At 58.9% G+C, this 7,048-nt stretch carries 6 protein-coding genes; 3 read left to right on the plus strand and 3 right to left on the minus strand.

Features of this window, described 5'->3' with window-relative positions; all coding sequences use genetic code 11:
* Positions 1 to 139 precede the first annotated feature (139 nt).
* A complete protein-coding gene (locus FJ398_24495; protein MBM3841054.1) occupies positions 140 to 685 on the minus strand; it encodes a cyclic nucleotide-binding domain-containing protein in 546 nt (181 codons plus the stop codon).
* Between the two features lie 145 nt (positions 686 to 830).
* On the minus strand, positions 831 to 2,432 hold the full coding sequence (locus FJ398_24500) for a hypothetical protein (protein MBM3841055.1): 1,602 nt from the start codon (positions 2,430 to 2,432) through the stop codon (positions 831 to 833).
* 466 nt (positions 2,433 to 2,898) lie between these two features.
* On the opposite strand from FJ398_24500, the gene FJ398_24505 reads away from it, so the two are divergent.
* Together FJ398_24505 and FJ398_24510 are read left to right on the plus strand one after the other, a co-directional pair.
* A complete protein-coding gene (locus FJ398_24505; GenBank protein MBM3841056.1) occupies positions 2,899 to 4,113 on the plus strand; it encodes a class I SAM-dependent rRNA methyltransferase in 1,215 nt (404 codons plus the stop codon).
* A 53-nt stretch (positions 4,114 to 4,166) separates the two neighbouring features.
* A complete protein-coding gene (locus FJ398_24510) occupies positions 4,167 to 4,889 on the plus strand; it encodes a type II secretion system protein (GenBank protein MBM3841057.1) in 723 nt (240 codons plus the stop codon).
* Positions 4,890 to 4,893: 4 nt separating this feature from the next.
* On the opposite strand, the gene FJ398_24515 is transcribed toward FJ398_24510, so the two are convergent.
* Positions 4,894 to 5,748: an alpha/beta hydrolase gene (locus tag FJ398_24515; protein MBM3841058.1), complete on the minus strand. Its 855-nt coding sequence runs from the start codon at positions 5,746 to 5,748 to the stop codon at positions 4,894 to 4,896.
* Between the two features lie 595 nt (positions 5,749 to 6,343).
* Here FJ398_24515 and FJ398_24520 point away from each other — a divergent pair.
* Positions 6,344 to 6,568, plus strand: a complete 225-nt coding sequence (locus FJ398_24520) for a hypothetical protein (GenBank protein ID MBM3841059.1) — start codon at positions 6,344 to 6,346, stop codon at positions 6,566 to 6,568.
* Positions 6,569 to 7,048: the final 480 nt, after the last annotated feature.

Raw genomic sequence — 7,048 nt, forward strand, 5'->3', positions numbered from 1 at the left:
GTTGCGCCGAATTTTGCCTGGGGCTGCGTTGCTCCTCGGTCACAGCCCCACTGGCGGGGGATGCTCGCTCGTCGCGCCTTGCCCCAGGCCAAATTGGGCGCAACGAACGTGAGCGTATTTACGAAACTGACCACTAAGGCTAAGAACTGAGCCGTTCGGAAAGCGAGCCGGTCGTCCGGCGCAATCGTTGGCTGAGGACGCGGCAGATCCGCCAGAGCAGATCGATCCCGAGCCGCGGGTGTTCATTCATGATGCCTTCAAAGCTTTGTCTGGTCAGGAGAAGGACCTTGCCGCTTTTCGCAAACCGCGCCGTCGCAGAGCGCGGCTCGCCGTCGATGAGCGCCATTTCACCCAGGGTCCGCCCGACGCCCTCGGTCGCCACCTTGACCGGACCTTTCGGGTCGTTCTGTTTGGTGAGGTCGGCGGCGCCTTCCACAATCAAGGCCATGAAATCGCCTTCGTCCCCTTCGCTGAACAGAGCGCCGCCTGCATCGACGCTGTAGAGCCGGAAGTTCCGGCTGAGAACCTGGAGTTCCCAGGTCTCGATGTCGTGGAACAGAGGCAATCCCATCAACAGCTCGCTGATCTTCGCCGGGGAAGTATCCGGCACGGGCCGAACGGCGTCCGAATATTTCCGACCATCTTTGAGTGCAGTCATCGTTGCAGCTTGCATTTGAACCACCATCGCTTAACTGATTTGAGCAAAGCCCATGCCGTGTCATTGTTGCAAAGCCAACTCCAGCCAACTCCTGAACAGTATCTTCGCGTGAGCACGCGGTCTTTCGGGGAAACCCTGATTATCCTATGAGTGGAACATGGAGCGTGGCTGCCTAGCGCCCGCTTTCATGCAGCGCGAAAGTCCGGGAGACCAAGTTCCGATAGAGCAGGAAGAGCGCGCAACCAGCCCACAGGATTTCCACGCCTGTGATCACTCCGAAAAACAGCAGATCGAAGCTGGGCATCGTCCCCGGCGGGAAATGCGACCGCGCGAACAGCCAGAAAGGCCGGCGGAGATTGTTGGCGGCTGCGAAGGGGAGCACGACGCCCAACGCGCAGGTCAAAAGCCAAGCCACGAAGAAGTTCACGCGGAGCATGGAGAAGAAAATCCCGATCACCGGAACCGTCACGTAAAGCGCCAAGGCCAGTGTTCCGAAATGGCGCTGTCGCGGCAGAGATTCAAACGGCGCAAAGAACCAACAAAGCATCACGATGGCAAACGCCGGGAAAAAATGGCCGAGCAACCCCCAAAGCCGTCCGCGAATCAGATCCGCCGGCTTGAGCGGCGCGACCAGCATGAGTTCAAGCGTTCCCGTCTGGCGTTCGCGGTGGAAACTGGCCACCGCGCTGAACGCCAGCCCAATGCCCAGCAGCATGGTCAGGCGTGATTGCCAGAGAAAGAACGAGGAGGTGCTGATGTCCAGGAGAACAATCGTCTCCAGCCCAAGCACCACGAAACACCAGCCCCACTTGGTCAACCGCGCCGTCCAGGAGTATTCCTGGAGCCAGGCGATCGGGTTCCGGTCCAGCGTCCGGCCCTTGTTCCATCGGAAAATGCTTTTCCAAAAGTCCGATGCTGAAAAGAGATTCACCCAGCGTGGCTGGCCGAACGCCGTGGCGTCCGTTTGCCAGGCCGCTTCCAGGTGTCGCCCCGCCCGACGGACGGCCCAGGCGAACAAGAGCACGGCAAACAACACCAGAACCAGGTCCGATGAATACGGCGCCAGCGAGGCCAGCCCGCCGCGAGTTCCGATCACTGGCGCCGTGCTGGAAGGCACCGGGGCCGTAAACCAGGGCTTTGGCGGTGAGCCAGGCATCCACGTCTTGCTCAGTGCCGTCCAGACATGGCCCAGCGCGGCGTAGGCTTTGGGCAGTTGAATCAGCGCCAGGGCAAAGAACGCGCTGAGGATTTCCGCCACGACGACCGCGCGAATCCATTCGACATTGCGTGCAGTCGCCAGAAGGCCGGCCGCCAGCGCCGCGAGCAGGCCGCTCAGGTTGAGCGCCACCGCATGAAGAACCGCTCGTCCAGTCACACCGCCCAACACAAACGGCAGAGCCAGAATCGGTAGAGCGGCCACCAGCAGCGTGAACGCGCGCACCGAATGGATCAGGGATTTGCCGACGACGATATCGCGCGCCGTGAGCGGCGTCAGAAAAAGCAAACCGAGCGTGCCTTCGCGGTGTTCCCGGCTGATGCAATCCGCGGTGAGAAGCGGCGCAAAAATCATCACGGCGAAGAAAAGGGTGTAATGCAATTCGGCGAACAGCCAGGCTCCGGCCTGGGGCGTGAGCCGGCCCTGGCTCCACATCAAAAAGGCAAAGGCCGCAATCACGACGCCGGCGCCCACGATGCGCAGCCAATAGCTGATCGGGTTCCTGGCCTCTGCTCGGAGTTCGCGGAGAAGGACGGGCCGGGCGTTCATGTCAGGCAAGCTGATGTTTCGCGATAGGGTCCACGCGATGTTTGGGCGGGAACAGTGAATCAATTTCCCGGACACCACGCAACCAAATGAGGTTGTTCCGTGTTCCGTCAGTTACTGTGCAGTCCGTGGGATAAGCTGCAGCGCTTGGTTATTGGACGCCGCGTTCCCCCTCACCCTGGCCCTCTCCCTCAGGGAGAGGGAACTGCGCCGGCGTACCGACCGATCCGCCACGCTCAGCTTGTCGGATTGCGGCAAACGATTCTCCCTCTCCCCGGGGAGAGGGCCGGGGTGAGGGGGAAGGAAGTGTCGCCTATTCTGCCGTCTCCTCAGTAGGGTGGGGCAAGGCCGAGCCGATGCCATCGAAGAAAAGCGCCGCAGGAGCGTCGCTCCACCGTCGTTAACGGAAGTTACTTGGTTCCTGGCTTTTCTTCTCGCGACGGCCCAGTTAGGTTGCCGGCACTGTTTACAAACCATCATGCAAACTTTGCCTACTGTTCTTCTTCGCCCGGGCGAGGCCGACCGCGTTGTCGCGGGTCACCCCTGGATTTACCAAGGCTCCATCCTGCGGCTCACGGAGCCGGCGGAGGATGGAGATGTCGTCCAGGTCAAAGATCACCGGCAACGTTTCCTGGGGATCGGCTTTTACAACTCGAAATCCAAAATCCATGTCCGGATGATCGCGAGTGAGCGGCTCGCGATCGATCAGTCGTTCTTCGAGCAACAAATCCGCCCCGCGCTTGCGCTGCGTCAGAAACATCTCCCCGGCGCGACCTCCTTTCGCGTGGTCAATGCGGAGAGCGATTTTCTGAGCGGCTTGATCGTCGATAAATACGAGGACGTGCTCGTGATTCAGACGTCGTCCCTCGGCATGGATCAGCGGAAGGTCCTGATCCTCCCGGCGCTGAAGTCCATTTTCGCGCCCCGAGCGATCGTGGAACGCAATGAAATGTCGTCGCGCAAGTTTGAAGGGCTTCCCAACGCCAACGGCGTGATCGACGGCGACCTGGGCGCAGACGCTCCCACACGAACCACCGTGAACCTTAATCAGCTTCGCTTCGAGGTTGATTTGCTGGGCGGCCACAAGACGGGCTTTTATTTGGATCAACAGGTTAACTACCGGCTCGTGGCGGAGCGAGCCAACGGCGCGCAAGTGCTGGATTGTTTTTCGTTCGTGGGAGGATTCGCTTTGCACGCCGCGCGCGCCGGAGCCGCGCACGTCCACGCGATTGATCAAGGCACGGAGGTGATCGAGGCGGCGAAACGCAACGCGGCCGCGAACGGGTTGGCCGAACGATGCTCGTTTGAAACGGCGAATGTGTTCGACTGGCTCAAAGCGCAGACCGCGACTCCTCCGCATGAAAAGGTTGTGCCCCGGTTCGATCTCATCATTCTGGATCCCCCTTCGTTCACGCGGAATCGGGCGGCGATCCCGGACGCGTTGCGGGGCTACAAGGAGATTCACCTGCGCGCGCTCAAGCTGTTGAAAGCAGGCGGCACCCTGGCCACCTTCTGCTGCTCGCACCACATCGACGCGGCGATGTTCCAGAATGTAATTCTGGAGGCGGCGGGCGACGCGCATCGGATTCTTAGACGCGTCGCGACCTACACTCAGTCCCCGGATCATCCGATCATCCCGGCTATCCCGGAGACAGAATACCTGAAGGGGTTCGCTTTTGAGGTTGCTCGCTGACGCGAGATTTGCCAACGTGGCCGGGATTCAACGGCTTCCAGAGCCCCGGCACCATGAGACCACGACGAACCGGATTTACTCTGATCGAATTGCTGGTCGTCATCGCGATCATTGCCATTCTTGCGGGCATGCTGTTGCCGGCCATCGCCCGGTCGAAAGAGAAGGCGCAGCGGATCAAGTGCGTGAGCAACCAGCGGCAAATCGGTCTCGCTTACCACATGTATACGGACGAGAATCAGGAATTCTATCCGATGCACGGTGATTGGGCGACGGTCGGAGGCAACCTCAAAGGCACGGTCACCACGCACAACACGCTGAACGAAACGAACCGGCCCCTGAACAAATACACCCAAACCGTCGAGTTGTTCCGCTGTCCGGCTGACCGAGGAGACTCCTATTGGCCGACGGCCAAAACCGCGTATGAAGGCTGGGGCAATAGCTATTTGGTGATGTGGTCGGTGGACTGGTTCCGTACCAAACACATTACGGGCGATACCAAAGCGGCTCGCGGGAGCAAGGAAGCCACGCCGATCAAATCAAGCGAAGTCGCTCTGACCGCTTCTACGAAAATCATTCAAGGTGATTGGCCCTGGCACGGTTCGCGGCACGATGCGGAACGGGGTTGGAGAAAGCAGAATGACTGGCACTACCACCGTGGGAAGATCATCTTCAATATGCTGTTCGGCGATGGCCACGTTGAGAATTATCTGTTTCCCAAAGGCTACGAGAATTGGCTGCTCTCGCCCGCGCCGGATCGCAACTTCAAATGGTGGTGAGGGGTCATTTAACGAAGCCGCGCTGGCTTAACCAGAAAAGGCAATCGCGGGTCCAGGGATGGCCATTGGCAAGGCCGATGCCGTGACGGCCCCGCTCATAAATGTGCAGGTCAAACGGAACACCCGCCTGGCGCAGTGCCGCGGCAAAGGCCAGGCTGTTTTCGACGGGCACGGCGGTGTCCTCCAGCGTGTGCCAGATAAAAACGGGGGGTGTTTGGCGGCTTACCTGGAGTTCATTGGATAAGTTTTGCACCAGTTCGGCAGAAGGGTTCTCTCCCAGCAAATTCCGCTTCGATCCCTGATGGGTAAACTGGCCCATCGTGATGACCGGGTAGCAGAGAATGCCAAGGTCCGGTCGTGAACTTTCGCGCTCAATCGGGTCATCGGCATCGGGGCGGCCGGAATCGAAATGCGTCAGCAAAGTCGAGGCGAGATGGCCTCCGGCGGATGATCCCATCACGCCGATTCGGGTCGGATCAACTCGCCATTCGCGGGCTTTGGCCCGGACTAGCCGGACAGCGCGTGCCACATCCTCCAACATGCGCGGGTGCCGATAGCCAGCCGAGCCGAGCCGATATTTCAAAACCAAGCCGGTCACGCCGTGGCCGTTCAGCCAAAGCGCATAATCCTTCCCTTCATGCGACGCAAGCCCGCCGTAGCCGCCTCCAGGACAGATGACTATTGCAGCACCGGTCGCAGCGCTGGGATCGGGGTAGTATGCCGTGAGCGTCGGGCTGTCCTTTTCATCCCGGCCTAACGCGCCGGGCGCGCTGCCAGGCCACAACGGTATCGCTTGATTGTTCTGAGCGTGAACAGTGCCGGCAATCCAGAGCAGGATAAAACAGTTGTAGAATCTCATGTGACAACCAAATGGAATGTTCTGTCCGGGACGATAAGATTCAGTCGCCGGATTTCAATTCGGAAGTGTCCAGATTTCCGATTTCCATTTCCTATCTTGGGACAGTGCGACATGAAGCCGATATTAACATCTCGGAAGGAGCGACCTGACGGCAATGGCGTTTCTGTTAGTCCGGCAGAGCGCAAGCCACACTGCCATATCGGATTAGGCCGATCGATTGAGATAGGTTGATATCGGTGTGTTCCTCGCGGGCACTTCTGGGGAGCCATTCAGTCATCGACGCGAGCGGAACGGGCTTTGCTTTGATGTCGATTGAGAAACCGCGATGCGCAAGGTCGGGCCTCAAGAATTGCCTGTCGTCTCGCAATTCGAGCTTGACCAGACTGAGATACGGACAGTGCGATTTCAGGCAAACAGAAAAGCCGTCTATAGAGCCGAAAGGGAAGCGATGGATAGGGCTACATGTTAGTTCGACAAGTGTCTGAGTCAGACTAGAGTTTAGTTAGTTACATCAGCGTGGACTACATCAGCGTGGACTAGCGTGAACGTGTCACAGCGATTAGCAAACAAACAAACCGAAAATTGAGGACACTTTATGGCCGTGAAGAAGGAGAATCGCAAGCAACCAGAGGCAGCGGCGGCGGACATCACCAAGGCAGCGCTGGCGGTCGGCAATCAGAAAGCATTCTTGCAGAAAGTAGGGAATGAACGAGGCGCGACCACGGAACCGAGGAAGGCGGCGAGCGTGCTCATGAATCTTCCAAAACTCCCGGGAACCAGTCTAACGACAATCGGCGCAGGAACCGCAGCCGCCGTCTAACTTCGTGAAATCAGCATTCCGCACCCTACAGACGATATGCAAGTATCCTCAGCAAGCAACGCCAGCGCCGCAAACATACCGCTGTCCCTTCGATCTGCGAAGTCGCGCGGCAATGTCGATCGAACCGTCGAAGGCATCGGTCCTCGAACCGAAGCAGATCATTACCTTCCCCACCGTCCGGTCCAGCCCGGCCCTGCAGAATTGGACCCTGGGACCGAACGGAAGTTGAGCAGAATCAGGGAGATCCAAGTCACATTTAGCGCCGCATTAAGCATGGCGGACTCTATCCAAAGCCAGTACCTCCTGGATCCCATCGTTTAGCGTTTAGCTCTTCGCACATCGACCTTGGAGTTTCTCAAGTCATCCCAAGAGAATTTCCCTGATCGGTTAGCCAGGCCATAGCTTGGCCCTTGGCCTGCCAAGGGCGCGGCAGGCATTCTTCTTCAATCTTCGCTTGGGTACCGGAATCGGAACGCTCTA

The organism is Verrucomicrobiota bacterium (assembly GCA_016871535.1).
Lineage (GTDB): Bacteria > Verrucomicrobiota > Verrucomicrobiia > Limisphaerales > SIBE01 > VHCZ01.